The sequence below is a fragment of the Paludisphaera rhizosphaerae genome, from assembly GCF_011065895.1.
Classification (GTDB): Bacteria; Planctomycetota; Planctomycetia; order Isosphaerales; family Isosphaeraceae; genus Paludisphaera; species Paludisphaera rhizosphaerae.
This window is the reverse complement of sequence record NZ_JAALCR010000001.1, coordinates 393,591-418,869: the sequence shown is the minus strand read 5'-3', so window position 1 is coordinate 418,869 and position 25,279 is coordinate 393,591. Positions and strand designations below refer to the sequence as shown.

Below are 25,279 nucleotides of genomic sequence, written 5' to 3'. Positions count from 1 at the left end.
GCCCGTCAAATCGAGGGGAGGGGAGAATCGTGATCGTCGGGCGCTCTCAGACGGTGATTTCTTCCATCGGGCGCGCCGGGCGGGCGGGGGCGATTTCCTCACGGTAGACAGGAACATCGTGAGGAGCTTCAATCCCGATCCGGATCTGGTTGCGGTCGATCTTGACCACCGTCACCACGATGTTGTCGCCGATGACGATTTTTTCACCCAGCTTCCTGCTCAGAACCAGCATGGTACTCTCCCGGATGTCATCTTGAGCATCTGATAAGGTCGGACGACCCCGTTGGGCCGCACTTCGCTCTCCCTCTATTGCATCTTGCGCGCCACAAGTTCGAGACGAGCCCTTCGAGTAGCGCCTTATGGGTTTGCGGATCGGCACTTGCGAAAAAAATCAAGTCTGATCCTCGAGCCGTGACGAGTGATGTAAGAGTGTGATCGTTGGCGCTCCTTCCTGAGCAGTCCTGTAAAAACGGGAAGCCAGGTAGTCACTCAGATCTCGAGCACGCGGATTGGCCGAAAGCCGATCGCATCCGCGGCCGCGCACTGATAGCGAACGCCCTGGCGCGTTCCCTGAACGGCAGTGGCCCATTGGGTCTGAGTATGGAGGTGCCCGTAGACGCAGTGGGTGACGCCGGCCGCCTCCAACCGTTCGACCCACGGCCCGGCCCGACCGTAAGCGTCGAACGGAGGGAAATGCCAAAGCATGATCAAAGGCTGTTCCGGGCTTTCGCGAAGCTTCGCCGCGTCGTTGAGAGCGGCGTCGAGTCCGGCGACGGCCCTGTCGACGGCCGCGCGAGTCGCGGGGGCGTCCGCGTCATCGCGGTGGGGGACGGGGGCCGATCGGGCTCCAGCGACGACGACGTCGTCGACCTTCAAGGCGTCGCCTTCGAGGGCTCGCAACGAGGGGCGAAGCATGGCGCGAATCTTGGCCAGGTTGTTCCACCAGCCGTCGTGGTTGCCCGGCGAGAGGATTTTGAGACCCGGGAGCGATTCGAGCCAGTTGAGGTCGGGTTGGAGGTCCCTGTGATTGCGCGCCGACGAGACGTCGCCTGGGATCAGGACGACGTCGGTTCGACTGATGGACTCGCGCCAGGCGGCCTCGATCTTCGCGGCGTGATTCCGCCATCGGTCCGCGAAACGCTCGCGGCGATCGGGACGGCCGAACGAAAGGTGGAGGTCCGAAACGGCCCAGACCTTCATGATTCCGAGGGTTGAGGCTTGGTCCGCGCGAGGTAATCGCGAAGGAACGGGTTCGTCCGACGTTCGGAGCCGAGGGTGGTTACTCCGCCGTGGCCGGGGTAGACGCGGGCCTCGTCTCCCAGTGGGAGAAGCTTGGCGACGATGCCTGAGAGCAGGACCTCGAAGTCCCGAGCCGCGTCGCCGCCGAAGTCGGTGCGGCCGACCGAGCCGGCGAAGAGGACGTCGCCTCCCAGGATCACGATCGGGTCCTCGGCGTCGAGGATGAAAACCACCGAGCCGGGGCTGTGGCCGGGCACGTCGCGGACGAGCAGGGAGAAGCCAGCCAGTTCCAGACGATCCCCCTCGTCGACGAGTCGATCGGCCTCGGGGCTCACGATGGGATGCCCGAACGGGAGGCTGAGATTGCGGCGGGGATCGGCCAGCATGGAGGCGTCGCCTCGCCCAATGATGAGCGGCGCCTCGGGGTAGGCCGCTTTGAGCGCGGCGTTGCCCGCGATGTGATCGACGTGGCCGTGCGTGTTGAGGATGGCCGCCGGCGTCCGCCGTTCGTGTTCGAGCAGATCAAGGATCGTACGCGAGTCGAACCCTGGATCCACGACGATCGCGTCGTCGCGATCGGGCCGCCAGAGGACATAGCTCATCTGGGCGTACGGCGCCGATTCGACCACGTCGATGTTGAAATCCTCCATCGCCACCGCGCTCCTCCGTCGATCAAACCATCATTTCCAACGTTGTTCGCGTGTTGCACTTGATGCCGACCCCGAAGTCCGCCGAAAATAACTGCGAAGGCGGGGCTGCATTTCCGGCGATCCTATCGAAATCTCGAGAAAAACGCGAGTCAGCGGATCGGCCCGCGAATTGCGTGATATACTCCGATTCAGAGTCGGGGGGGCTGGAAGCACGGAGGGCGGTATTGCTTGATCGTGAGCGCGTGCGCTCCGGTTGCAAGGCCGCCGCTCATTGTTTGCGCGGTCCACTGCTGGTTTGAGAGGCAGGACTGATCGAGGTCGTCGAGCAGAGGGGTGCGGGACGATGAATCGAGATCGATCCGGAGGAGCGGCAGTAGCGGGATCGCGACGCATCCTCGTCGGGTCGCTCGGTAAACGCAGGACCGCCGCCTTCCTGGCGCTTTCGGTGGCTCTCGCCGCCGCCTGCCCCATGGGCGATGACCCCAAGGCGAAGTCCGACGGCGATCCGAAGATCGCGCTCACCGACGTCGCCTCTCGGAGCGCCCCAAGAGGAGACGCAGCCGCCTCCATCGCGCCGGAGAGCCCTTGCGCCCGGGCCGTCCGGATCATCCGCGAGTGCCAGACCCGGTTCGCCGAGGTCAAGGATTACACCTGCACGTTCTACAAGCGGGAACGCATCGGCGACAAGCTGACGGACATGAACGTCATGTCGATGAAGATGCGGAACCAGCCTCAGAGCGTCTACTTCAAGTTCCACCAGCCGAACAAGGGACGCGAGGCGATCTACGTCGAAGGCAAGAACGATGGATACGTCCTGGCGCACGACGTCGGATTCACCAAGTTCCTCGCCGGCACGATGCGGCTGGACCCGAACGGCGCCCGCGCGATGGAGAACTGCCGCCACCCCGTCACCAAGGCCGGGATCGGCAACCTGATCCAGACCGTCGTCGACCGCTGGGGCTCCGAGCTGAGCGAGCTGGAATCCGTCGTCCTCTTCGATCCCAAGATGCGGCTCGGCTCCTCACCCTGCCTGCTCATCGAGGCGATTCACCCCGAAAAGAAGCCGCAGTTCATGTTTCACAAGGTTCGGCTCTTCATCGATGAAGCGCTCGGCCTGCCGATCCGCTACGAAGCCTATGACTGGCCCAACAAAACCGGCGAAACCCCTGAGCTGCTCGAAGAGTACGCCTATGAGGGGGTCAAGCTCAACGTGGGGCTCGGCGAAGCGGACTTCGACGCCGCGAACAAGCTCTACTCCTTTGGGCGTTTTTAAGCCGGAAGCGTCCGAAGGGCAGTCTCGCCCGCCCGCCTAATTAGCCTAAAGGCTTGAGGGAATGGATTCCTGTGAGGTTCGTCGGCGGAATCCTCATGAGCGGGGTCTGAGGCGCCGATAGTCAAGAATGCGATTCGGTCTCGCTTCGGCTTCTCGCCCTGGTTTCACGTCGTTCTTCGGGCCATATGGCCGGGGTTTGGCAGGGGCTTAAGCGACCTTGGCAGGTAGGTGGGGGTTCGCTAGAATCCGCCCGCCTCAAGGATGGCGAGCGGGTCGATCGCGGGGAATCATGTCTTCTCGACGTCGTCCAGGCGTCCGCCTACTTGCACTTCTTTGAATCGTCCTCATTGGTCTATTGTTGCGTAAATCGCGGCTGTTCCAGGGCCGGGACGGCTCCAAGTCTTCGATCGATCCGATCCATGGAAGGAGGCTCGATGAGCACGATACCAACCTCCCCGACGCAGACGCGGGTCCATGTCCGGTGGATGATTCGCCGCGACATGCCTGAAGTCCTGGGGATCGAGCACGCGAGCTTCGAGTACCCCTGGTGCGAGGAGGAGTTCCTTCGGGTGCTCCGACAGCGGAACTGCATCGGCATGGTGGCCGAGCAGGGGGAGCGGATCGTCGGGTTCATGATCTATGAACTGCATCGAAACCGCATTCACGTTCTGGATTTCGCTACCCATCCGGACTTCCGTCGGCAGGGGGTGGGACGCCAGATGATCGCCAAGCTGGTCGGCAAGCTCTCCAGCCAGCGGCGCAATCGGATCGCCCTGCTTCTCCGCGAGACGAACGTCGCCGCCCAGTTCTTCTATAAGATGATGGGCTTCCGCGCCGTCGAGGTCATCCGCGAGCACTTTGCGGATACCGGCGAGGACGCTTACGGGATGCTCTACCACCTGGACGAGTCGATCCTGCAGCCCCCGGCCGTGGTCAACCGGATCGCTCGCCAGTTCGGCGGCTGATCGACGAACGAAAGACCTCCCCCGCGAAGCCGGCCGCGGCGATCCGCCATGATCGCCGCGGCCGGCTTCGCGCGCTGCTGAGCGATTCGTCGTTGGGCGACTGGTCCGGGGGATGTCCGTTCGTGATAATGACTGCGAGGCTCCGATCCGCCCCCCTTCAGGAACTCAGCCGGAACCGACGTCGATGCCCACGGAACTTCCCTTTTTCGCCTCCTTCTCGCGCCGTCTTCCTGCTGCGGAATGGTTCGAATGGGCCGCAGCCGCGATTTTCCACGGTTCCTGGGTGCTCGGACTGCTGGCGGCGGCCAAACATCTCGTCGGCTGGGGCGACGGCTGGACGACCATTCTTGACGCCGCGTATCTCGCCCTCGCGCATGGCATCGCTGGGCTGCTGCTGGCCGCGCCGTTGAGGTTCCTGGAGGCGTGGTTGGGGGGGGCCGGCCGCCACGTGGCGATGACTGCGGCCCCGATGCTCGCCTCGAATCCGCCGAGTTCGCCGGGGCCGCCGACCGATCGTTTCGCCGAGGTTCGTCGCCTGCTGGCGGCCGAGGACTGGGAGGCGGCCGACCAACTGGTTCTCGAACTCCAGGCTGAGGACGGCGACAGTCCCCAACTCGCCAGGATGGTTGATGAGACCACCACGGCCCGGAACAAGGCCGCCGAACGCTGGCGAGGGCTGCTTCAGGCCGCTCGCGAGGTCAACGATCCCGCTCGGGTGCTGGAACTCTACGAAACGCGGCCGACGATCTTCGACGAACAGACCCGGCGCGAGCTTGATCTGGATCTGGCGAAGTGGTTCCTGACCTACGTGCATCATCGACTTCGTTCGGGCGGCCTGCAAATCGACCTGGTCGGGCTGGTCGACCGGGCCTCGGATGCGTTGGGACACACCAAGGACGGCGCAAGTCTCCGCGCCGCGCTGCCGACTCTCCGCCGAGGGGCCGGGCTGTGCGCTCGCTGCGCCAAGCCGTACACGGGCTTCTCAGAGGCCTGTCCCGAGTGTCTGGGTCGTCCCGAACCAGCGCCCCCGGTCATCCCCGGACTGACTGCAACCGAAGATCTCGACATCCAATCGTCGGGGGTTGAGAGCCCCGAGGGGAGGTGGTTCGTCGACCCGGACGAGGAGCCCGGAACGAACGGACGCCTTTCGAGCTGACGGTCGGCCTCACAAAAACATGGGGCCGCGGTCAGTCGGATTGGACCGCCGCGCGGCGGAAAAGATAGAATCAACCGAGTATTCCCATTGAGCCGCCAGGAACACGACGCCGCGCCGGTTGACGAGGTGAAGATCGTCGGCTAGGCATCTGTATCGACTTCGAACGCGCGCACTGAACCGGGCCCCGAAAGGAACCGACCATGACCCGCCGACTCGCTCTAGTCTGGGCGATCTCGCTCTCGTGCTGGGCGGGAACGAGCACCCAGGCTCAATCCACCGTTGCGGGGACGCCCTTGCCCTCGCGCACGGCGCTCTCCCGGCTGGGGCTGGAACGCCAGTGGATCACCATGGCGCCCGTGGCCGGCACCGAGCGGGTGCTGCGGATCAGCCGGGGCCAGGACCTCTTGTTCGTCCAGACGAGCGAAGGGATTCTCCACGTCTATGAGGCGGAGACCGGTAAGCCGCGCTGGTCCGTCCAGATCGGAGAACGGTCGACGAGGGCGCTGTCGATTTCCCAGAACTCGTACGCGGTTTTCGCCTCTAGCGCGAACGTTCTGTCCGCGATGGATAAGGCCACTGGCCGGGTGATCTGGCGTGAGAACCTCTCGGTGCTCCCCACGAGCGGCACCGCGGCGAACGACGAACACCTGCTCGTCGGCCTTGAGAGCGGCATGGTTCGTTGCTATGACCTGAAGGAAGCCCAGCCGAAAGGGCCCGACAGGATTCGGGCGAAGCCGGTGATCGCCTGGGACGTCGCTACGGGCGGCCCCATCCACACGCGCCCGCTGATCTCGGACCAACTCGCCTGCTTCGGCAGCAGCGATGGAAAGACTTACGTCAACCTCACCCACGCGGCGACACCCCTCTTCCGGATCCCCACGGGGGGCCCCATCGGCAAGGAGTTGGCTTCGCATGACACGCGAGTGCTGCTGATCCCCTCGGCCGACCACGACCTCTACGCGGTCGACGTCCTCACGGCCAAGGTCCTCTGGACGTTCCCCACGGGAGCGCCGATCTCACAAGGGCCGATCGTCGCCCAGGACGAGATCTTCGTGATCAACGACGGGGGGGCGCTGAGTTTGGTTGAAAACAAGACGGGTTCCGCCCGCTGGACGACCTCCACGGACGAGGGGAGCCTGCTGGGTGTGAGCCCCACCAAGGTCTATCTGCTGTCGCAGGACAACGACCTCATCGTCGTGGCCCGCGACTCCGGCAAGACGCTCCTCGATCCCGCGGCGACCTATCAGCGCGCTGGGCTGAACCTTCGCGAATTCACGTTGAACTTCCCCGCGAAACTCGACGATCGACTTTTCCTCGCCACGCCCTCGGGGGTGCTGATTTGCCTCCGCGAGATCGGCGCGACGACCCCGCATCTTCTCCGCCATCCGGAGTCCAAGCCCTTCGGTTACGTCCCTCCGGAGGGAATCAAGGCGTTGCCGAACCCCTTTGAAGAGGCTCCCGCGACTCCGGCCGATCCAAATGCTCCTGCTCCGGCCGAAGGCAATCCGGTCGAGTCTGAGCCGAAGTCCTGATCACCGCAACGATTGATCGACACCTTCGACGACGATGGGACGCCCGCCGGACGTCCCATCGTCGTCGTCTCGATTCCCTCTCACCTAGGATCCGGCGCCGAGAGCACGATGGCGAATCTTGAGTCGAAGGCGGGATGGACGACGATCCGTCGCGCCGTCCTGAGCGTATCCGACAAACGCGGCCTGATCGAGCTGGCTCGTACGCTGGCCGAAGCGGGAGTAGAACTGATTGCAAGCGGAGGGACCCGCTTCGCCATCGCGCAGGCGGGCCTGCCGGTCGTCGAGGTGGCGGATTACACCGGCCAGCCCGAGATGCTCGACGGCCGAGTCAAGACGCTGCACCCTCGGATCCACGGCGGGATCCTGGCTCGTCGCGACCTCCCCGAGCACCTGGAGGCTCTCCAGGAGGCCGGCATGGAGCCGATCGACCTCGTCGTCGTCAACCTCTACCCGTTCGAGCAGACGATCGCCCGCCCCGACTGCACCTTTGAGGCGGCTGTCGAGAACATTGACATCGGCGGCCCGTCCCTGATCCGCGGCGCGTCCAAGAATCACGACGCCGTCGCCGTTCTCACCGACCCGGATCAATACGAGGCGTTTCTCGCCGAGTTCCGCGAGTCGGGCGGCACGACCCTGGCCACCCGCAAGCGGCTGGCGCGCGAAGCGTTCGCCCAGACCGGCGCCTACGACCGCGCCATCGCCGCCTACCTGGAGAAGCAGGAGAAGGCCGAGGAAACTCTGGCAGGCGATCTGCCGACGTCGCTCGACCTCCACTTCCCCCTGAAGCAGACGCTCCGATACGGCGAGAACCCCCACCAGAAGGCGGGGCTTTACGTCGACCCCCAGGCCGTCGGTCCCAACCTGGCGACGGCCAAGATCCTTCACGGCAAGGAACTGTCGTATAACAACCTGCTCGACCTCGACAGCGCGCTGCGGCTCGTCAAGCTGTTCGATGGACCGGCGGCCTGCATCCTCAAACACAACAACCCCTGCGGCGCGGCGATCGCCGACGATCTGGCGACGGCCTTCGAAGGGGCCTATGAGGGCGACCCCGTCAGCGCGTTCGGCGGGATCGTCGGCGTCAATCGTCCGGTCGATCGCGCGACCGCTGAATTGATGTGCAAACCCGGCCGCTTCCTGGAAGCGATCCTCGCCCCTGGCTTCGAGCCGGAAGCCCTGGAATGGCTGACCACGAAGCCGACCTGGAAGAACAGCGTCCGACTCGTCGACCTCGGCGCTCCGATCGGTCCGACGACTCCGGCCCCTTCCGGCTGGGACCTCCGCCGGATCGAGGGGGGGATGCTCGCCCAGGGTTGGGACGAGCAGCAGACCGACCCGACGGCTGGGGAAGTCAAGACGAAGCGGACCCCGACCGCCGAGGAGCTGCGCGACCTCGACTTCGCCTGGAAGATCTGTGCGATGGTGAAGTCGAACGCGATCGTCGTCGCCAAGGGGGGCCGTCTCCTGGGCGTCGGCGCGGGGCAGATGAGTCGGCTGGATTCGGTCAGGATCGCTGTGGAGAAGGGGGGAGAGAGCGTTCGCGGAGGCGTGCTGGCCTCCGACGCCTTCTTCCCATTCCGCGATGGACCGGACGCCGCCGCGGCGGCCGGGATCACGGCGGTGATCCAGCCGGGAGGCTCGAAACGCGACGCCGAGACGATCGAGGCGTGCGACGAGCACGGAATGGCGATGATCTTCACCGGCCGTCGTCACTTCCGACATTGATCGACCGGGACTTGCCCTCCCGCGGGCGGTTTCCTTAAAACCTAGGTGGCGGCGGCCGATGTTCGACTCGCCGCCGCCTTTTCGGATCCGCCCCGAGGAGCATTATGCTGACGCTGCGCCCGCAGGACCTGGACATCGCGTCGCTCGGCCCCTGCACGATCCCGTCCCCCTTGATCCGGCTTCGCGACGTCGGGTTCGTCGACGATGACAGTCGGATTCGTCTGGAGCACCGTGTCGGGCCGCGGTTCGATAGGCTCCCCCCGTTCTCGGTCGAGGAAGCTGGGCCCCGTCGCGATATCTTCTTCGATCCGGCGAACACCTGCGCAGCGGTGGTCACTTGCGGCGGCCTCTCGCCGGGACTTAACAACGTCATCCGCTCGGTCTACTCGGAGTTGTCCTACAACTACGAAATCCCGCGCGTGCTGGGCGTGCGCGACGGCTACATGGGGCTCAACCCCGACGTCGGCCTGCCGATGGTCGAGATGACGCCGGGCTACGTGGATCATATTCACGACCTGGGCGGGACCGTGCTCGGATCTTCACGGGGACCGCAGGAGCCTTCCGTCATCGTCGATACGATGGAGCACGAAGGCATCGACCTGCTCTTCTGCGTCGGCGGCGACGGCACCCAACGCGGGGCTCTGGGCATCGCGCAGGAAGCCCGACGCCGAGGGCTCAGGAAGGCCGTCGTGGGAATTCCCAAGACGATCGACAACGACATCGAGTTCGTCCACACCTCGTTCGGCTACTTCACGGCTCTGGAAAAGGCGCAGGAGGTTCTCCGCGGCGCCCACGTCGAGGCTCGATGCGCCCCGAACGGGATCGGCCTGGTCAAACTTATGGGCCGGCATTCGGGATACATCGCCGCGGGGGCGGCTCTCGCCAGCCAGGATGCGAACTTCGTCCTCATCCCCGAGGTTCCCCTGAAGCTTGAGGGCGAGAGCGGATTCCTACGAGCCCTTGAACGACGTATTCTGCACAAGAACCACGCTCTCGTCGTCGTCGCGGAGGGGGCCGGTCAGGAGTTGTTCGCCGCGGAGTCGGCGGATCGGGACGCCTCGGGGAACGTCCGGCTTCAGGATATCGGCCTCTACCTGCGCGAGAAGATCCTGGCGCACTTCCGCTCTCGGAACATTGAGGTCAACCTGAAGTACATGGACCCCAGCTACTTCATCCGATCGGTGCCAGCCAACCCTTCGGACCGGATTCTCAGCGATCAGATGGCGCGCATGGCCGTCCACGCCGGGATGGCCGGCAAGACGGACCTTCTGATCGGATCGATTCACAACGAACTGGTTCACGTGCCGATCGCCACGGCGGTCGCCCAGAAGAAGCAACTCGATACCGCGAGCGACCTCTGGACGGCCGTGATGCGAGCCACCGGTCAACCGGTGTGGTAAGTCCGGCCCGGGAATCGGGAGGGGGTCATCTCATGTGACCGCTTCCCGCCCCGATCCCCATGCCTCCGCCCCCGACATGGCCGCCGACGCCTCCTCCGTTGAAGCCTCCGACAGCCCCGCCGGCGCCGAACCCCGTCCCCAGCGAGCCGGCTCTCGCACCGCCGAAGCCGCTGAAGCCCGATCCCCCCAGGTTGGGACCGAGACTTGCTCCGCTGTGCATGGCGCCGACGCCGTCGGCCGTTCTCATCCCTCCGCTAAAGGCGGAGCCCATGCCGCCGTTGTTGTAGACTCCTGCGCCGAAGCTCGGCATGTTCGTGAAGCCTCCCGGCTGTCGCACGCCGCCGGTGAAGCCCGAGCCGATCGCGCCGCCTCCCGCGAAGTCGCTGCCGCGCATGCCCCCCACATTCCCCACAGCGTTGCCGGTATGGTTGGGCGGGGTGAATCCTGTCAGGTTTCCGCCGTTGACGGCGGCGGGGGCGCTGTGAAGCTGAGGAGCGAACGCCGGTGTTCCTCCGATACCCGTGAGTCCGCCGGCCCTCATCCCCGAGTTCCAGGCCGGCTGATCGCCCACGCCCGGGATCGTATTGGCGATTGCGCCCGGATGAACCACGGCGTTTCCCGGCCCTCGCATCTGAGGGTTGAAGCCCGCGGCGCCCGGATTGGCGGCGTTATTCGTGAACGTCGGTCGCGCGACCTCATGTCGTAGGTTGCTGGTGGGCGAAACGCCGTTGAACGAGTGGCTCCAGGTCGGAGATGGATCAACGCCGGCGGCGGAGGCCGTCCTCATCGACCCATGAAATCCGGGGTTATGCTGCGTCAAACCGCCAGAGGAAGCCCCGCGATCAACCAGCGCAGCGAAGGGGCGGCTCGCCGGGGGCGGCTGAACGCCGATCTGCGCCCCTCCCAGATGGTGGGCGACCAGCGAGGCCGCCCCCTGTCGCATGGATCCGTTATTGACGAGGTTGCCCGACGCGGCGCCGGTCGTCGGCGAGTTCATGTTGGGGCCTTGCCCCTGATGCCGTCCGCTGTTCGGGAAGGGGTAGTTGTTCGACCAGACGGAGCTGTTACCCCCCCAGACCAATCCTGGGAAGCCGAATCCGAAGCCGAGGCCGAGACCGCCCAGTCCCAGCCCGTTCCATCCCCATCCGAAGCCTGGCCCGCCCAGACCCCAACCGCCCCAGCCGGACCACCAGTTCGGGAAGCCGATGTTCAAGCCGAACGCCGGGAAGGCTCCGATGGCGGGGCCGCTCCAGCCGGGCACGCCCCAGTTAAAGCCGGGCCAGGTCCCCAGAGCGACGCCGCTCCAGCCGATGTTCCCCCAACCTAGACCACCCGCCCCCCAGCCGGGATAACCCCATCCCCAGGCGATGTTGGAGAGTCCCGGGTTTCCAAACAACGGATAACCTGCCATCAGCGGCAGGATCGAGTTTCCGAAGCCGTAGTAGGGGAGCCCAAACCCGTAGACGAGCGGCGACGGGGCGCCTCCATAAGCCGGGAGAAGCTGTCGGTAGGTATAGTCGATCGGGGCGACGTAATACGGGTAGCCGAACCCGCCGACCGCGGGGTAATCGAGGTAGCCGTAATACGGCGAGAGGTTGCCGTAGTCGGCGAAGGCGTAGTATCGGCCTCCCTCGTCGTAAGCGACGCCGGGGTAACCGTCGTAGTAAGGCGTGGATCGGCCGAACGCCCCGTAGAGCTGGCCGTAGAGTTCGGGCGAGACCATCGTGTAGGGGTGATAGGTCAACACCTCGCCGGGCCGGACCTCACGGGCGATCTCAGCGGGAGCGAACAGGATTCCCCGTTCTTCCAGCGGATAGTCCCAGTAGCCTTCCTGGAAGATCCAGCCTTCCGGCTGTCGCGTCCAGGTTGCCGGGGTCCAGGCCCATCCCGGCTTCGCGTCGGCCCAGAAGCCCTTCCGCCAGGCGATGCGGTCGCCGTCCACGACGAACTGTCCGGGAATGTAGAAGCAATTGGACTTGGGCGGGGCTCCGGAGTCGTCGATCGGGCGATCCTTCGGCGGCCCATCTGCCCCGTATGCGAGCTTGTCGGTGGCTCGATCGCTCCAGAAGCCTGGAAACCGCCGCCAGCCGTTCTCGTTTCGCTTCCAGAGCGTGTTGACCCAGAATCGTCCCGGCGGAGGCACGCGCCAGGTCCCCGTCACCCAGACGAACTTGCTGCGATCGGGGGACCATTCCCAGTACCCCTCGATCCACCTGGCATCGCTGCGAGGAGGCTCCGGACCGGGACGCTCAACGATTGGGGGAGGAGGGGACTGGGCCAGCACCGCCGGTTCCAGATCCCGCCGAACGGACAGGAACGCCTCGTGCAGAGGGCCGTCCGCCATCGGTTTGAGATCGGGCGGCCTCGGGGCGGGGGTCGTCGTCTCGGTCTGGCCGGCCGTGGGTCGCGCCGCCAGGCCGATGAGAATCGGCGTCAGCAGGAGGATCGCGGAACGCCGCAGGAGAGGCTGGATGCCGTTCATGTCGAGGCCCCCGTGCTCGGAGCGCGTCGCAAGCATGATGAAAATCGACTCTTCTTTCCGCATTATACGCTCGGCGGCGTCGAGGGTCTCGTGGGGATACGGGGGAGCGACGTCCCTTTTTCTCTTGTTGCCCCACGCAATTCGTCCTAACATTCCTCCGTCGTGCCCAAATTGATACAGGATCTCGGACGCTGTCTCGGGTCTATGGGTGCATGAAAGCTGAACTCATTCCCGACAACGGTGATCCGCCGATCCCGATCAGTCGTGACGTGACCATCGTGGGTCGTCGCGACGTTGCGGATGTCGTGATAGACCATCCCAGTCTGTCCAAGCGCCATTGCGTTCTGGTCAAGACCGACGGGCTGCTTGTGATCCGCGACCTCCTCACCACCAACGGCACCAAGGTGAAGGGGCAGCGAATCCGTTGGGCCGCCTTGCTCCCCGGCGACAAAATCGCGCTGGGCGCGTACAAGATGCGAGTCTACCTTGGGCCAGATGAGGCCATGGCTCCTTCCGAGCTTCATCAGAAGCGAGCCGGCAAGATCGCGGACCTGCGGCGAGCCGAGGAAACCCTCCGAAAGATCGATCCCAAACCGGCGACCCGCTTCGGAGCCTTTGCGGCGCCGTCCCTCGAGGAACTCCCCAGCAGCGCATCCTGCGACGAGCTGGCCATCGAGCCCAAAGCCCGCGATCTCGTCGACGACGACGATTCGATCATCGACCTCGACTAACCGACCCGGTTGGCGAATTGAAGCGCCGCTCGTGCTATCATCGCGGACCGATGCTGGTTCCGACGATTTGCACCTGAGGCCCGTGCAGCATGATCCGCCTTCGCTACTGGATCGGCGCCCTGATTCTTCTCGCCAACCTTGGGCCTGCCCGAGGCTCTGAACCGAATGGGGGCCTCGACCTCGATCCAGCGCTCCGCGAGCGTTGTCTGCGAGTCCTCCGTGAAGGACTGGGCTCGACTGAGTTCTGGCCGGCGATGCATGCGGCGGAAGCCCTTTCGAACGAAGGGCTCGGCCGCGAGGTGCGGGCGGCGATCGGTTCGAAGCTGTCCGCAGAGACTGACGCGCAGCGCCGGTGCGGACTCGCCCGGGAACTCGTCCGCAGCGGCGAGCTCTCGTCCGTTCGCACGTTGCTCGAGGTGCTGGCGAGCCCTGACCCGTACGGCCACGGCCACGCCTGCGAGAGCCTTTACAAGGTCCGCGAGATCGGCGACGGCAAGCTGTTGCGAAAGGCGATGACGAGCCCAGAGCCTTCGCTCAGCTCGATCATGGCCGCGGCGGCTCTCACGAGATGGGGCAACCCGAAGGCCCTGGCCTATGTGCGGTCGCTTGTGGGCCATTCCGACGAGACTTTCGCTCGGACCGCCGCCTGGATCCTGGCTCGCGTCGGTGATTCGAGCGACCTGCCCGCGCTCCGCGCGGGCGTCGGACGCTTCCAGACGCCACTTACACGGGCCTACTTCGAGCACGCACTCGCCGCGCTGGGCGACTCGGAAGGAAAGGCGGCGCTGGTCCGCAACCTGTCGCACGAAGATCCCAAGGTGCGAGTTTACGCAGCCGAGTTCGCTGCTGAAGCCCGGGCCGTCGAGGCGAAATCGGCGCTCGTCGGGCTCCTCGACGATCCGACGCTCGATGTTCGCCTGCGCTCGGCGCAGGCTCTGCTGGCGCTCGCGAGGCCGGCTCCGGCGAGCGATCGGGAGGAATTCGCGGTGGACGTCTTCCCGGCGGACCAGGCGCACCCGCGTTACAGCGAGGGCTCGATCATCGCCCTTCGCGACGGGCGGCTGCTCTACACGACGACCGAGTTCGACGCCACCTCCTCGGATTTCGCCAAGGCGCGGATCGTTGCCGTGGAATCCGCCGACGAGGGCCGGACCTGGGGGCCGAGGCGGGTGTTGCAGGAGAACTCGGACGGAATGAACGCCATGTCGGCGAGCGTCTTCCGCCTCCTTCCGAATGCGATCTACGACGGACCAATCGGATTTCTCTATCTGAAGAAGAACTCGTATACGGATCTGCACGCGTTCCTTCGCGTGTCGAATGACGAGGGAGCGGATTTCGGTCCGTCGATCGAGGCGACTCCGACGCCGGGGTACCACGTCGTCAACAACGACCGGGTGACGGTTCTCTCGACGGGCCGCCTGGTGGTGCCGACGTCTTCGACGCCGGACGTTCATCAGAAGGGTTCGCACTTCCTCGCGTCGTGTTTCCTCTCGGATGATCGCGGGGCCACGTGGCGGCGAAGCCGGACGACGGTGGATTACGCGAAGCGCGGGTCGATGGAGCCGGAAGTGATCGAACGCGAGGACGACTCGCTTCTGATGCACATCCGAACGCAGGTCGGCCATATCGCCGTGAGCGAGTCGACCGACGGCGGCGAGACCTGGAGCGAGGCGAAGTCGTGGGGCGTGACCGCGCCCGAGGCCCCTTCCACGCTGCGCCGGATCCCGTCGACGGGGGACTGGCTGCTGATCTGGAACGACTCAGTGAAGTCTGGCGAGAGCCACGGCGGGCCGCGAACCCCGCTCTCAGCGGCCGTGTCGACGGACGAGGGGCGGACGTGGTCGCCTCCCATCACCATCGAGGGCGATCCGCAGAACACGTACGCCTACACGAGCCTCACGTTTCACCGAGGCCGGGCGCTGCTGACCTACTATCGAGGCCCGGCTTCCTGGAATCGGCTGAACTCGCGGTTTCGTTCGATCCCGATCGGCCGGCTTTACGGTCTCGGAAAATGATAAACCGGACGTGCGACGCCCCAGGGAAGGGGCGTCGCCGTCCGGCGGATGTGGGGATTTGTCAGGTGGGCCGACGACCCGTGAAAGGGGCCGTCGAACCCAGGTGGAGAGACGCTCGCGAGCGATCGAAACCTGAATTCGCGCGTCCGCTTAGATCTCGTCGGACCGCGATCGGCGGAGATCGCGGCGGACGGGCGGGTTAAGGCGTTCGATCTGGCGGGCTTCCTGGGGTTCCAGGCGGCTCGCCTGACGATTCTCGCGTTGAATCGCCTCGTAGACCTCCTGACGGTGCACGGAGATCTCGATGGGGGCCGCGATCCCCAAGCGGACCTTATCGCCCCGAATATCGACCACGGTGATGACGATGTCGTCACCGATGATGATACTCTCGTCGCGGTGTCGGGACAGGACCAGCATCGTTCTCGGCTCCTTCCTCCTGCCAACGAGGCCCGTGACCATCCCCGATCACGCGGCCCGGGCTCTCGGCGCCCGCGACGGAGACGGGAATGGTGAGAAGCCCTTGAATATCCGAGGGACAGGCCGCCGTCCTCACGCCGTCGCTCGCAACGGTGTCAGGCCGGGCAGCAGGGTCGGGGTCGCGGGCTGGGCCGCCGCCTCCAGAGGATACCGCACAGGATACCGACTGGAGGTGAGGACGAGCTGCCTTCCCAGGCGACGCACGGGGTTGAACACGAGCGGCCCCTGGAGGTTGACAGTCAACCCCCCCGCGGCGCTGCGGTTCAGGACGACGTAGACCAGGGCCGATCGCTCGTCGGTCAGTTCCAACGCCGCCCGGTCGCCGGGGCGGATCTCGATCCGATAGTCTCCCACCGCCAACGGGGGCGCGACCAGGCCGAAGGCCAGGTCGGGCGCCGTGGCGCTTTGCAGCCACGAAAGGCCCGAGACGACGGGATCGGGGAGGTGAAGGAACTGCGTATAAGAGCGGAACCCCAGTAGGCCTTCAGGAATTCGGTACAGCTCCGATTCCTGGGCCTGGATCAGACCGAAACGGGTCGTGATGATGTTCACTTCCTGGTTACCTCCTTGAACGCCGAGCGGGGCGCATGCCTGATCGATCCTTCGAGCGTCATTCGGCATGACCGGGCTTCCTCGCTCCGAGGCGGCGAGCCGTGCGGGAGCGCTCGGGAAGGTTTCGGCGTCGGTAGGCCCCCCATGGGGCGGCCCTCGATCCGCTTCGACCCTCTTCCGGCGATCCGCCCGTCCCGCCCCACGCGGCCACGACGCATCCCGCACACTCGGCCCGCCCACTCCCCAGCGTCGATGCGAGGGGGGAGGCGGGCTTGGCCGACCGTAGTATCGACCCGCCTTGAGGCTTCGGCTTACGGATCGTCGCCCGAAATCGCGAGCCGCGCGCACCGCGAAATGCCTGCGCCGATCGCTCCGCTCGTGACGGCCGCGACATGGGACGGGGACCTGACGAACAGGCCGGTGAACTTACGTCCGGTAGTTGTCTTCAAGTCCCCAGAGACGTTGGAGTTGGCGGTCGCGTTTACCAGCCTCGTAGCGATAGATCGCCAACTCCTCCAGGCTCTCGTTCGGAGCCGTCTTGTAACTCGCCTGCCGCTGTTCCGCCTCCTGGAAGACCCGACCGAGATGCTCCGAGCAGGCGAAGCCGTACGTCTTCAGCTCCGCAAAGCTGCCGTCGCTCCATCGTGCGGCGATCTTGTACGACGCCGGGTCGGAGCAACCGGGGAACGAGCAGTGGACGGATTGTCTGGTCACGGACGGGCCCCGATGGGACAGGTCGCGAACCGCCCTGAGAGAATCGAGAAGGGCGTTGAAATGATTGTAACCCGTACGAACGGAAGACCGCCAGTCGGTGATGTGAGGAAACGCTCACTCGGAAAGGCCCGCCCGCCGACGCGCTGCGACGGGCGGGAGTGAGACGTCAATCGGTGAGGTTGAAGTCGATCGTGTTGCTCTTGGCTTCCACCTTGGCGCTGAGGCCGCCGGATTCTGGCGACTCGTACTTCACAGGAATCTCGCTGGGAGCCTTTTTGTAGGCTTTCGCGACGTCTTCCTGTCGGTACAGGCCGCCGATCTTGTCGGCGTTTTCCTGGGCTTTGCTCATGTCGGGCTTGCGGGCGGTGATCGCGACCACGTAGCTCCCGGGGAAGGCGCCGTCGTCGTCCCCCTGGGTGGAGAGCCAGTAGACGCCGTCCTTGATGACGCCGGTGGCCCCCCGTTGTTCAGGGCCTCCGCCGTTCGGATAGAACTGGATCGAGCCGTTGGAAACCGGCTTCCCCTGGTAGGTCACCGTTCCCGTCACCTTGTAACGTTCGCCGAGGCCGTCGTCCCCGCAGCCCGCCGTGAGCAGGGCGGGGACGAGGAGTAAGAGGCCGAATCGGCTGCAGGTCGATCGATTTCGCGGAAGTTGAGCCGAGCGATGGATCATGAATCGAGTGGTCCCTTCGTTCACGAGGAGAACCGTGGACTCCGCCGACTCGCCTCAATGGAGGAGTCGGCGGGGGAGTCCGGAAGGGGATCAGTACGAGTCGGAGCTGATGACTTCGCCGCCGGCTCGGCTCCCCAGGGCGCAGTAGACCGGCAGCGCGATGGAGCTCTTCAGGAAGCGGACCGAGCCGTCCCCGAAGGTGAAGTTGGCTCCGCCGGGGTGCCTGCTCTTGGCTCCCTTGCTGGCGTAGCTGAAGCGGTTCTGCCAGTCGGTGGTGCCGAAGGGGGTCGTGCCGTCCAGGGGCGCCCGCAAGGTCTGCCAGTTGATCGGGATGGTGGTGCCGAAGGTCGCGCCGTTGTTGTTCCAGAAGTTGCTGTCAGCCGCCTGAGCCGGCAGGACCTCCCCCACCATGATCGTGTTCGAGGTGCCGTCGATGATCGAGGCGATCGTCACGGCGCCGACTCCCATGATCCGGTACGAGAACATCCCGCGGAGCTGCCCGCCCGACTGCGTCGACACGGCGTCGTTCCAGGCGGTCCCCCAGAAGCCGGGAAAGCCGATACGAGCCTGGCCGGCGCCGAGCGTCGGCGGGTAGGGATAGGTCTCCCAGGGATTCTGGCCCGAGGACAGAGCGCCGATGGCGTAGTTGTCGCCGAAGCTTCCCGAGTAGTTGCTCACCATGACGCGGGTCTCGGCCGCGCCTGTGAACGGATTGATGGGGCTCGTCCCGTTCGGATAGTTGCCCCAGGCGCCGCTCGAGGACCGGATGCCCGGCCCCTGTCCCTGGAAGTTGTCGTCCGAGGGGCAGACCCAGGTGGCGTTCACCGTCATCAAGGCCGTCCATTGTCCCCCGGCGGAGACCGTGGCGTTCAGCGGGAGATTGAAATTAATGGCGTTGTAAACGTTGCCGCCTTCCATCTGCGGGATGACGAGAGCGCGCCATGAGGCCAGGTTGTTGCCGCCGACCGATCCACCCCAGTTCGTCCCCTTGGACTCGTCGGAAACCCCGCCGGGCGGGAAGGCGCCGTTGGAGCTTTCGTAGTTGTGAAGCGCCAGACCGACCTGTTTCAGGTTGTTCGTGCATTGAGCTCGTCTCGCAGCTTCGCGAGCCGACTGGACGGCGGGCAACAGCAGGGCGATCAGGACGGCGATGATCGCAATCACCACCAGCAACTCGATCAGCGTGAATCCGCGATGCTTCATGGCGTTGACTCCGCAAACGGGGTGACGACGGAAAACAACACCGGTCGACGGGCCTCGAATCGACCCGCGGCCGACTTTGAACCAGAAGTGCGCAGGGCGACGAACGAGGGCTTCCCAGGCGCGAAAGCCCGTAAGCGAACGCCCCGGCGACGCGGCGGAAGTCGCAGCGCGTGCGACGACCGACGAGGCCGCGGCGCGGCTCGTTGATCAAATCATGCTTGAATGAAGAAAAGAGAGTCTGCGGCGAGGCGATAGGACTCGGTCCGATATTCATCGGACCATTCAGGCACAGGTGCGACTGCGAGAAGCTCTGCCGAGGACCGAGACCTACGGTCGATCGTCCAGTTCGTCGATCTGACAGTGATAGACTGAGGACTGCCGAAGGCCGTAGAAACGGGCCGTTGGAAATGACCGTCGATGATGCCGGGTGGATTGGATCGCTCGGCCTTCGCCGAACTTCAACCGCCTGGCATGTCTCGATATTTAATGTAACGCGCCCGTGCTCGTCAAGCAGCCACTGTCGAATAAATGTTAATGCTTGCATCGGCGAGACCTCCGTCGCAGCTTCGCGTGCGTAGCGGCAAGACGATCGCGTAGATGTTCGTATCAACGTACTTTTAGTTTTTTGGGAGAGGAGCGGCGTAAGGGGGGTGAGACGGCTCTGGCATACGCTCAAGCGGCGGCCGCGCGGGCGGGCTGGTCGGCCTGCCCGAACGTCGCATGCCTGGGGTCGAAGACGTCCGGGCGGACCTTCCACACCACCCGTCGCCGGGCTCCCAGCCCGGCTGCCGCCCATGAGAAAACGGCCGTGTAAGCCGCGACCGATGCAGGGGCGGGCCTTCGATGAGGCAATAGAAAGCCGATTTGCGTCCGGCGAGCGTGAGGACCTTCGATCGAACGAGCGCTGAATTCGTGCCTCGACTCTTGACATCGGTCGGACGAGGAGTATCTTCAAATTCGTTGATTGCCTTGCCGCCGAATAGGCGCTGCATCGATCGACCGGGGCGTCTGCCTCGATTATCCGGCCTCTTCTCTGTTCCGGCCCCGCCGACCCGACGAAAACCCGGGTCGGCGGGGTTTTATCGTTTGCATCGGGAACGACGCCGTGGAAGACCCGAAAGGGGCGGCCGTACGAAGCGAGACCGACCGCTTCGTCATCGATTGGGCCGGCGATACGTGGACGCTCGAGCACGCCGACGGCCGGATGGGGCTGAAATCGGCCGACTCGACCTGGCTGCACCTGGCCATGGCGGGCCTCGCGGCGACCGGCCGCCGGGACGACTCCGCCTTTCACCGCTCCGCGCTGGTCGGTCTTGAGGTCGTTCATTCCCGACTGGTGGCGACCTTCGAGCCCGCCGGCTGGCACGGCCTGACCGTCCGGGCCGCGTGGAGCCGGAGTCGCGAAGGGGCCGGGATCGATCTGGAGGTCCAGGCGTCGGCCTCCTCGGTCGGCGAACTCCGCCGGCTCGAGATCCTGGTGGAGACGGCCCCGGAAGGTGGTTGGTCGGGCGATCAGCCTCTGATCGTCGAACCGCGCGACCGCCTGGCGGCCGGTTCGACCTATGACGGACGCGAACCCGCCGCGATGCTTGCACGTCTCTTCACCAGCGCGGTGCATCCGCTGGATTCGCAGCGATTCCGCCCCGGCCGTCTCGTCCGCTCGGATCGGGGGCCGTTCGTCACGATGGGGCATCCCCAGGACGTTGCGCGCTGGGGGCACGTTGAGGGGGCTGGCGGCATCGCCATCCGCTACGCTCTGTTCGGGTTCGACCTGGAGAAGGGGGTCGTTCTGCGCGGCCGCCTCCGTGAAGTTCGTTTCGCCGAGGGGAGCGGGTCGGTCGAACGCCGGAATGAGGAATACGGGCTCTTCGTGACCGAGCCTCCACCTCTGCGAACCGAATGACCGCGTCGAGGGCGGCTTCGTTTGCGGCCGTCGCGGCACGGCCTGGGGCGACGCAAGGTCTTGATCCGTCGAGTCTTGAGCGTACAAAACGCAGGCCCGCGTTTGGCTTCGTTTGACCAATTCCAACAACTCGGCCCGACCGGCGATAAGCCAGATTCGCGCCGGCGTTCTGCGCTGGGGCGTGGGTCCTCGATGGACGCAGCCAGGATCTCTCCCGGCTGCGGCGATTGGGTTCAATTGGCTTTGATCGCCGAGAGATGCGGAACAGCGGCGTGACCCCAAGTCTTTGCCAGAAGACCGTTTGGGTTCATTTCGCCACCGCTGGAATTGGGTTCGCTCGGCCATTTTCGCGAGGTCCCTGACTCCGCCGCACCGCCCATTATTGAGGAGCGGCGAGATGGGAGGGGACCCTCGTTCCTCAGGAGCCAAACGCGAGCCCGTTTCGACCGAGGAAGCGACCGATTCGCGACCTTCGGCGGTCTGGACTGCGCTAATCTCCTAAGGTCAACTTACTCACGAAAGGCCTCGTCAGACGCGAGGTCCGGATAACCGGCGCAAACGGTCCTTGGGCCGGCCGTCGATCAGCCCTGGGGCGAGTCGGCGACGAGCTTTCGGAGCTTCGCGACGACCTTGGGGGTATCCCAATCCGTGCCTCCAACGTACTCGTAGACGACGCGGCCTTCGGCCGAGACCAGATAGGTCGCTGGGATGGCGTCGCTCATGAAGACGGGGGGGAGGCGGTCGGCCTGAAGGATGGTCATGGGCCAGTCTTTCCCTCGCATGAAGGAGCGGACGGGGTTGATCCCTTCGTCGGTGGAGATGCAGACGAAGGCGACCTTGTCCTTCAATTCCGGCGTCGCCGCGAGTCGAGCGATCGAAGGCAACTCACCGACGCAAGGGGGGCACCACGTCGCCCAGACGTTGACGAACAGAGGCTTCCCCTGGAAGTTGGAGAACTTGACCGAGTTGTTGTCGAGGTCGCGCAAGCTCCACTCGTAGTCCACGGGTGTATTGGGCCCGCCGGCGTCCAGGTCGCTGAACTGATCCAGCCGGCCGACGAGGAGATAGACGACCCAGAAGGCCGCGAAGACGCCGAAGACCATCGGCCAGGTCCAGTCGCGGGGGGCTTTGGGAGTCGACGGGGCGCCAGAGTTCATTGGATGAGTCTCGCTCGGATCGTATCCCGGAAGGAGCCCGACTTGATCCATAACGTCTTTCCACCCTTGCGGGGGAAGGTGGCCGCTCGGGAGTTTTCAGTTTTCAGTTGCCAGCTGACGAAACAACTTCCCGATTTTGGACAGGTCAAGGCTCACTGATCGGGTGGTCCGGGCGGCCCGCCCGGACGTCCCAGGGCTTGGGGTCGAAGACGTCCAGGCGGGCCGCCTGGACCACCCTCTCGGTCCTTGACTCGGGGAGGTTATTTCGTCGGTGTTCCTCGCGGTCTGTCTTCCCCCGCGAGGGGGGAAGACCATCGAACCGCATTTCTTCAATAAGCTGTTTCACTCAATCCTTGCCGCGAGTTTCGGCCACGGGGGCCAGCAGGTTTTCGACCGGGGCGTAGTCGTCCGTCAGGATGATCCCTCGCGATCGGCTTTCCAGCACGGCCTTTTCGTCCTCGGGCCCGTAGAAGGCGGCGACGGTCCGCTTGTGATTCTGGAAGAAGCGGGGGTCGTCGTCGCGCTTGCCGAGGTCGGTGAGGTCGATCGGCTGTTTCGCGGCCACGACGACGAAGGTTTCGCGCTGGCCCTCGCCGGTCGACTCGCTGGTGCCGAAGATGTAGACGTGGGGGAACGTCAGTTTGGCGGTGGCCGTCCAGGCACCCAGGAATCCGCCGTAGCGGTGGGCGGCCGTGAGATATCGCTGACGGACTCGCTCCTCGGCTGCGGGATCCTTGATCTGGAGCGCGTCGATCTCCTTCTTGGCCTTGGAGAGGGCCTCGGCGTCGGACTCATAGGCGTCGATGATGTTGATCATGTAGACGCCCGTCGGGGCCATCATCTTGGAGATCTTCTCGTTGAACTCCCGGGTCGTCAGGTGCCAGGGGACTGAGAAGTCGTTGAAGGCGTCGCCGTAGATCAGGTCGTACTGCTTGGAGTCCTGGTTCCGCTCCACGAACTGGCGGGCGTCGCCCCAGGTGGTTTTGATGGGCGTGTCGAGGGGCAGGCCGGTCGCCGCCTGGTTGGCCCGCGTGACGGCCGGATCGATCTCGGCGACGTCGACCTCAGTCCCCGGGTAGACGTGCTGCATGTGGCGCTGGAACGTGTAGGCGCCGCCCCCCAGAAACAGGGTCTTCAGCGTCGAGCTCGCGACCTTGGGCATCCACGACCGCGAGGGGGATTCCAGGATCTCCTCATCGTCCGGCGGCATGTCGGCCGTCGGCGCGGCGGGCTTCGTCTCGGTCTTGGCAGGAGTTGGCTGGCCGTCGGCGATGACCTGATCGGGGAGCTTCCCGGTCTCTGCCGCAGGCGTCGGCGCGGGGGCGGCTCCGGCGAGGGTGATCTTGCCGGCCGCCTTGGCGGCCCGGTAGCCGATCATCGCGTAGATGTGCTCATAGTCGTAGTCGAGCCGCTCGGGGTGGCCGAGGATGAAGTAGCCGTGGATCAGGTTGTCCAGCACGAGCGTCCGGAGCTGGAGGTCCCCCTCGGGCTCGTTGTTGACCTTGATGTAGTAGTAGTTGCTCTCGTCCGCGTAAGCGAGGGCGTCCTGGGTCGTGGTCACGTCTCCCCGATCCTCGCGGATGTTCCACTGGTGGCCGATCTTCTCGGTCCACTTCATCGGAAGGAGCCCGATCACGCACAGCCCCAGCGGGATCCCCGCCCAGACGGCGTGGAAAACCGAGCCCAGAATGGTCGCCGCCAGGGCGAGCACCGCGGCCAGGACCAGCAGAACACCCTTCGTCCCCAGATGGTCGATCAGGACGAAGCCCGTCAGGAAGGTTCCGATGATGCTGCCGACCATCCCCCAGGCGTAGACCGCTCCGATGGCCGTCCCCGTCCGCTTGCTCTTCCGCAGCCGTTCCACGGCCAGCTTCGCCACGACGGGGCTGACCGTCCCCATGGTGACGGCCGGCAGGAAGAAGACGAGCGTCACGACCAGCAGCACGCGATACGGCCAGCTCAGCGGCCAGGTGCTGCCGAAGAGAGTGACCTCGTTCAGCACGATGGCCCGACTGAGGAGGCTCGGGTTATACCCCTGGCCGGTCGCGTCGCGGAACCACTCCGGTTGACCGTCCAGAAAGAGGATCCAGAGCAGGGCGGCCGAGGCGACCATGAACAGCCAGCTCGCCTGCTTCTCGCTTCGGATGATGTTTGCGACGCGGCCTCCCAGCCAGTTCCCCAGGCTCAACCCCGCCAGCAAGACGCCGATGACGCTCGTCCAGCCGTAGACGCTCGACCCCAGGTTGCGGGTCACCATTCGGCCGGCGACCATCTCCATCGCCATGAACGCCAGGCTGGCCAGGAAGGCCAGGGCCGCCAGGTCGCGGAGGCTCGTCCGCGAGGCCTGGTGATCGGCCGTCGCTTCAAGGGCCACCTCCGCTTCAGCGTCGGTGATCGCCGCCCTCGTCTTGAGCGACGCGGCCGCGGTGAAGGCCAGCAGGAGCGACGCGGCCCCACCCGCCAGCGCCACATGGTTGATCTGGTAGCCACCCAGATCGATACCGCCGATCCCCAGCGACCGGATCATCGGAGCGACCGAGGCGAGCCCCAGAAGGACGGCCGTGGCGACCGCCGCCCCGCGCGTCAGGGGATTCTCATCAAGCGCGGCGGCCAGCAGAGCCAGAGCGGCGGCGACGACCAGAACGATCACCGAGGTCGGCGCCAGGTAGATCAGCACGAAGCCGGCCAGGAACGTCCCCACGATCGAGCCGACCGCCCCGAAGAAGTAGACGTCGCCGATGGCGCTTCCGGCCTTCGCCGACAGGTCGACGGCCATCTTGGCGACCACCGGGCCGACCATGCCCAGCACGGTCGCCGGTAGGAGGAAGTCGAGAGTGACGACCAGGATCGTCCTCAGTTCCCAGTTCATCGCCTGCGGCGAGGGGAGAAGCATGGGGATGGCGGCGTTGACGAGCAGGCAGCCGAAAGTCAGGAACGAGCCGAGAGCGAAGATGGGGCCGAGCGCCCGCCGAGGTTCGACGCGGTCGGCCAGCCGGCCGCCGAGCACGTTCCCCAGGCAGATCCCCGCCAGGATGATCCCGATGACGCTGTTCCAGACGGTCAAGGAGGAGCCGACGTGGCGAGCCACCAATCGGCTCGACACGAGTTCCAGGACCATGATGCAGAGGCTGCTGAAGAACGCCAGAGCGTAAGGGGACCAGCGAGCTGCCAAGCCGACCATGCGAGAGGCTCTCCGGGCGGTCGCCGATCCTGCTTCGGCGGTAGGGGTTCCGTCCATGGAACGCGTCGAGAAACGTGGGCACGCCAGGGCATCCACGATAATCCCCGCCCCCTGTTCGACACAACCGACCGCCGGCCCCTGAAAGCGGGGATCCTGGGAGAGAATCCTTCCCAGCCGACTCCCGAAGCAAGATCCGAACAAGCCGACCTGGAGCGAACCTCCCTTCCCGAATTCTCCGCGATACAATCGAC

20 protein-coding genes are annotated in these 25,279 nt (G+C 65.3%); 9 read left to right on the top strand and 11 right to left on the bottom strand.

Features of this window, described 5'->3' with window-relative positions; all coding sequences use genetic code 11:
• Nucleotides 1–46: 46 nt before the first annotated feature.
• The 3 genes from csrA (G5C50_RS01915) to G5C50_RS01905 all read right to left on the bottom strand — a co-directional run bounded on the left by csrA (G5C50_RS01915) (nucleotide 47) and on the right by G5C50_RS01905 (nucleotide 1,889).
• Nucleotides 47–232 carry a carbon storage regulator CsrA gene (gene csrA, locus G5C50_RS01915; protein WP_165064080.1) on the bottom strand — a complete coding sequence of 62 codons (186 nt, stop codon included), beginning with the start codon at nucleotides 230–232 and terminating at the stop codon, nucleotides 47–49.
• Nucleotides 233–489: 257 nt separating this feature from the next.
• Entirely contained in the window at nucleotides 490–1,200 is a 711-nt protein-coding gene (locus G5C50_RS01910) for a metallophosphoesterase (RefSeq protein ID WP_165064078.1), read from the bottom strand.
• Nucleotides 1,197–1,889: an MBL fold metallo-hydrolase gene (locus tag G5C50_RS01905; RefSeq protein ID WP_240906926.1), complete on the bottom strand. Its 693-nt coding sequence runs from the start codon at nucleotides 1,887–1,889 to the stop codon at nucleotides 1,197–1,199. Before G5C50_RS01905 ends, G5C50_RS01910 begins: the two co-directional genes overlap by 4 nt.
• 343 nt (nucleotides 1,890–2,232) lie before the next feature.
• Here G5C50_RS01905 and G5C50_RS01900 point away from each other — a divergent pair, with 343 nt between their 5' ends.
• From G5C50_RS01900 to G5C50_RS01875, 6 genes are all read left to right on the top strand, one after another.
• Nucleotides 2,233–3,162 carry a DUF1571 domain-containing protein gene (locus G5C50_RS01900; RefSeq protein WP_165064074.1) on the top strand — a complete coding sequence of 310 codons (930 nt, stop codon included), beginning with the start codon at nucleotides 2,233–2,235 and terminating at the stop codon, nucleotides 3,160–3,162.
• A 434-nt stretch (nucleotides 3,163–3,596) separates the two neighbouring features.
• The gene (gene rimI / locus G5C50_RS01895) at nucleotides 3,597–4,127 is read left to right on the top strand and encodes a ribosomal protein S18-alanine N-acetyltransferase (RefSeq protein WP_165064073.1); all 531 of its coding nucleotides are present in this window, start codon (nucleotides 3,597–3,599) and stop codon (nucleotides 4,125–4,127) included.
• A gap of 184 nt (nucleotides 4,128–4,311) precedes the next feature.
• Nucleotides 4,312–5,283, top strand: a complete 972-nt coding sequence (locus G5C50_RS01890; protein ID WP_165064071.1) for a hypothetical protein — start codon at nucleotides 4,312–4,314, stop codon at nucleotides 5,281–5,283.
• A 200-nt stretch (nucleotides 5,284–5,483) separates the two neighbouring features.
• Nucleotides 5,484–6,815, top strand: coding sequence for a PQQ-like beta-propeller repeat protein (locus tag G5C50_RS01885; protein WP_165064069.1), 1,332 nt, complete (start codon nucleotides 5,484–5,486; stop codon nucleotides 6,813–6,815).
• A gap of 108 nt (nucleotides 6,816–6,923) precedes the next feature.
• Nucleotides 6,924–8,540, top strand: coding sequence for a bifunctional phosphoribosylaminoimidazolecarboxamide formyltransferase/IMP cyclohydrolase (gene purH, locus G5C50_RS01880; protein ID WP_165064067.1), 1,617 nt, complete (start codon nucleotides 6,924–6,926; stop codon nucleotides 8,538–8,540).
• Between the two features lie 104 nt (nucleotides 8,541–8,644).
• On the top strand, nucleotides 8,645–9,940 hold the full coding sequence (locus tag G5C50_RS01875; protein WP_165064065.1) for an ATP-dependent 6-phosphofructokinase: 1,296 nt from the start codon (nucleotides 8,645–8,647) through the stop codon (nucleotides 9,938–9,940).
• 25 nt (nucleotides 9,941–9,965) lie between these two features.
• Here G5C50_RS01875 and G5C50_RS01870 read toward each other — a convergent pair whose 3' ends face one another.
• On the bottom strand, nucleotides 9,966–12,458 hold the full coding sequence (locus G5C50_RS01870; RefSeq protein ID WP_165064063.1) for a hypothetical protein: 2,493 nt from the start codon (nucleotides 12,456–12,458) through the stop codon (nucleotides 9,966–9,968).
• 176 nt (nucleotides 12,459–12,634) lie between these two features.
• Here G5C50_RS01870 and G5C50_RS01865 point away from each other — a divergent pair, with 176 nt between their 5' ends.
• Nucleotides 12,635–13,153, top strand: coding sequence for an FHA domain-containing protein (locus G5C50_RS01865; RefSeq protein ID WP_165064061.1), 519 nt, complete (start codon nucleotides 12,635–12,637; stop codon nucleotides 13,151–13,153).
• An 89-nt stretch (nucleotides 13,154–13,242) separates the two neighbouring features.
• Nucleotides 13,243–15,168, top strand: coding sequence for an exo-alpha-sialidase (locus G5C50_RS01860; RefSeq protein WP_165064059.1), 1,926 nt, complete (start codon nucleotides 13,243–13,245; stop codon nucleotides 15,166–15,168).
• A 150-nt stretch (nucleotides 15,169–15,318) separates the two neighbouring features.
• Here the strand turns inward: G5C50_RS01860 and csrA (G5C50_RS01855) are convergent, their stop codons facing one another.
• From csrA (G5C50_RS01855) to G5C50_RS01835, 5 genes are all read right to left on the bottom strand, one after another.
• Nucleotides 15,319–15,585: a carbon storage regulator CsrA gene (gene csrA / locus G5C50_RS01855; RefSeq protein ID WP_165064057.1), complete on the bottom strand. Its 267-nt coding sequence runs from the start codon at nucleotides 15,583–15,585 to the stop codon at nucleotides 15,319–15,321.
• A gap of 132 nt (nucleotides 15,586–15,717) precedes the next feature.
• Nucleotides 15,718–16,197 carry a flagellar assembly protein FliW gene (fliW, locus tag G5C50_RS01850; RefSeq protein WP_165064055.1) on the bottom strand — a complete coding sequence of 160 codons (480 nt, stop codon included), beginning with the start codon at nucleotides 16,195–16,197 and terminating at the stop codon, nucleotides 15,718–15,720.
• Between the two features lie 426 nt (nucleotides 16,198–16,623).
• Complete coding sequence (locus tag G5C50_RS01845; RefSeq protein ID WP_165064053.1) at nucleotides 16,624–16,911, bottom strand: hypothetical protein; 288 nt, start codon at nucleotides 16,909–16,911, stop codon at nucleotides 16,624–16,626.
• Nucleotides 16,912–17,077: 166 nt separating this feature from the next.
• The gene (locus tag G5C50_RS01840) at nucleotides 17,078–17,584 is read right to left on the bottom strand and encodes a hypothetical protein (protein WP_165064051.1); all 507 of its coding nucleotides are present in this window, start codon (nucleotides 17,582–17,584) and stop codon (nucleotides 17,078–17,080) included.
• 90 nt (nucleotides 17,585–17,674) lie between these two features.
• Nucleotides 17,675–18,787 carry a DUF1559 family PulG-like putative transporter gene (locus G5C50_RS01835; protein WP_165064050.1) on the bottom strand — a complete coding sequence of 371 codons (1,113 nt, stop codon included), beginning with the start codon at nucleotides 18,785–18,787 and terminating at the stop codon, nucleotides 17,675–17,677.
• Nucleotides 18,788–19,892: 1,105 nt separating this feature from the next.
• Here G5C50_RS01835 and G5C50_RS01830 point away from each other — a divergent pair.
• A complete protein-coding gene (locus G5C50_RS01830; protein ID WP_165064048.1) occupies nucleotides 19,893–20,690 on the top strand; it encodes a hypothetical protein in 798 nt (265 codons plus the stop codon).
• 581 nt (nucleotides 20,691–21,271) lie between these two features.
• On the opposite strand, the gene G5C50_RS01825 is transcribed toward G5C50_RS01830, so the two are convergent.
• The gene (locus tag G5C50_RS01825) at nucleotides 21,272–21,847 is read right to left on the bottom strand and encodes a TlpA family protein disulfide reductase (RefSeq protein WP_240906909.1); all 576 of its coding nucleotides are present in this window, start codon (nucleotides 21,845–21,847) and stop codon (nucleotides 21,272–21,274) included.
• A gap of 346 nt (nucleotides 21,848–22,193) precedes the next feature.
• Nucleotides 22,194–25,028, bottom strand: a complete 2,835-nt coding sequence (locus G5C50_RS32490) for a fused MFS/spermidine synthase (RefSeq protein WP_165064044.1) — start codon at nucleotides 25,026–25,028, stop codon at nucleotides 22,194–22,196.
• Nucleotides 25,029–25,279 lie beyond the last annotated feature (251 nt).